This window comes from Roseofilum sp. Guam, from assembly GCF_017746735.1.
Taxonomy (GTDB): domain Bacteria; phylum Cyanobacteriota; class Cyanobacteriia; order Cyanobacteriales; family Desertifilaceae; genus Roseofilum; species Roseofilum reptotaenium.
This window is the reverse complement of the sequence record NZ_JAGHZN010000121.1, coordinates 1-2537: the sequence shown is the minus strand read 5'-3', so window position 1 is coordinate 2537 and position 2537 is coordinate 1. Positions and strand designations below refer to the sequence as shown.

Genomic DNA, 2537 nt, shown 5'->3' with positions numbered 1-2537 from the left:
TGATGATAATGGCAATTTACTTTATCGCACGGAGAGAAATGAGACGGTTAATTATGTTTGGGATGACCGAAATCGGTTGGTTGCGGTTGAGGAGAATGGGGAGAGAGTTGAGTATGAGTACGATGATGATAATATTCGCGTTTCCCAGACGGTAGGTGGGGAGAAGACTAGCTTTTTATTGGATAAGAATCGTCCTTACGCTCAGGTGTTGGCTGAGTTTGTGGGAGAGGAGGAAGTGGCGAGTTATGTGTATGGTTTGGATCTGATTTCTCAGAATAGGAATGGGGAAGATTGGTTCTATTTTGTGGATGGGTTGGGTAGTACGCGAGGGTTGACTGATGGTAGTGGTGAGGTGACTGATGCGTATTGGTATGATGCTTATGGCAATTTGGTGGAGAGGGTTGGCAGTAGTGAGAATGATTATTTGTTTGCTGGGGAGCAGTTTGATGAGGCGTTGGGGCAGTATTATTTAAGGCAACGTTATTATGATGCGAGTACGGGGAGGTTTACGCGACGGGATACTTGGGAGGGGCGTTTAAGTGAACCGGTTACACTGAATAAGTATTTGTATGGGAATGGGAATCCAGTTAGTTATACCGATCCTAGTGGTTTATTGGTAAAAACACAGCTCAGTGCTACTCTTGTTATTTTAGCAGTTCTTGCTGCTATGAATATTCCTAATGTTAACATTGACTCTTTTTCAGATTTCAACAAAAAGTGTGAATATACAATAGAGGAACAGCATCTTTTCTACCCTGATCGAAGATTTGGAGGAGTAACTGGATTTCATTCCACCGCTCGAGCTGATAAAGAAGGAGCAACAACACCACTTTATGAGTGGGTAACAGAACCTGATGAATATGCAGATTTTGAACCTTTTTATGCTATCTGGAAAATTCCGGGTACAGATTTGCAAAAAGGATCAAGCTTCTTTCCAATTGGTTTTGATGAGGATGAGGTTCTAAAGGTTATAGGAGAAGCATATGAAAAAAAATGTATCCCGTCAGGTGCTTGGTCTGATACCGCAATAAATCCCATCACTGGTGAAACTTTCTATATCCAAGGTACTGTCGCATCACACCACATTTTAACAGCTTTTCCTTCTGTAAATTAAGCATGAACAATTATCACCAAAAACAATCAGCTTTAGTAATAGCTGCTGAGAAAGGAAATAAAGGAATCATGGAAACTTTACTTGAAAATGGTTCAGATATTAATGAGACAGATAGCTTGGGCAGTACAGCATTACATAAAGCATCAAGTAAAGGACATCTAGATATAGTAAAGTTTTTGATTGATAATGGTGGGGATTTTACCTTGAGAGATCGAGATGATAATACTCCTCTATACTTGGCAGCAGCATACCGTCAAAAACAGATTTGTCAATTTTTATTAGAGTGTGGTGCTACTCTCAAGCGAGATATTGCTTTAATGCTTGGGAATGTTGATTTAGTCCAGCAATACCTCGATCAAGGAATGGATGGTAATCACACAATTGAGCAAGGATATTTGAAAGGAGAAAGTTGGTTAAATATAGCCATTAGATACTTTCATAAAGATATCATAAATTTACTGATACAAAATAATGCTATGATTAACAGAAGAACTGAACCGAATTTATTATCTCCATTACATATAGCATCTATTGGATATAAAGGAAAAACCGATCCAGATATTTGTGAACTTCTGATTTTTCATGGAGCAGATGTTAATATAAGAGATGAATTTGGTAGAACTCCTTTGTATTGGGCAACTCAATTGAGAAATGAGGATGTAATAAAAATACTCCTAGAATATGGAGCAGATGTTAATATTTTTAATTACTCAAACTCAATGAATCCTTTGTTTAATGTAATACAACAGAGAAATAAGAAGAAAAATAATAAAATAATAAAAACTTTACTCTCCTATAATGCTGAACTTAATATAAAAAACGATCAAGGATTAACTCCTCTTCATTTTGCTTTGTCGCAAAAGTGTGAGCCGGAAATCATCAAAGTTCTTGTAAGTTGTGGAGCTGATATTAATCAAATTAACCCTCATGGATATAGTCCACTGGATATAGCTGTCACATACAATGACAAAGACTTAGTTGAATTTTTTCTATCTCATGGAGCTAAATAAGACTTGCTGAAAACAGAGAATTATCCAAATCATGCTTCTGTTTTAGGATACCATAAGCGATGCGATCGCCCTCTTATTCTGAGATACCATAGTGAATGCGATCACGCTTTTGGTGATGTCAAACAAAAATGCGGCCGAGCATTTAGGCACCCATGAGATTACCCTAACCGTCAATGATGGACGCGGCGGAGAAGACAGTCAAACCTTTAACCTAACCGTCAGTAACCAGAGCCAGAACCAGCGACCGGAAATTACAGCAGCTCCTCCTAACAGCGCCACCCTAGGCACACAATACCGCTATCAGATGCAAGGAAGCGACCCAGATGGAGATCTGTTGCTCTGGAGTTTAGACCAAGCGCCATCGGGAATGAGTATCCACTCCACCACCGGAGAAATCACCTGGACTCCCACAG

At 39.1% G+C, this 2537-nt stretch carries 3 protein-coding genes; all 3 read left to right on the top strand.

What is annotated here, in order from left to right; translation table 11 throughout:
- On the top strand, nt 1-1114 hold a 1114-nt coding region (locus tag J7529_RS24480), incomplete at its 5' end, for an RHS repeat-associated core domain-containing protein (RefSeq protein WP_318731157.1).
- Nucleotides 1115-1116: 2 nt separating this feature from the next.
- Entirely contained in the window at nt 1117-2124 is a 1008-nt protein-coding gene (locus J7529_RS24475) for an ankyrin repeat domain-containing protein (RefSeq protein WP_318731156.1), read from the top strand.
- Between the two features lie 91 nt (nt 2125-2215).
- Nucleotides 2216-2537: putative Ig domain-containing protein (locus J7529_RS24470; protein WP_318731155.1), on the top strand; the 322-nt coding region annotated here is incomplete at its 3' end.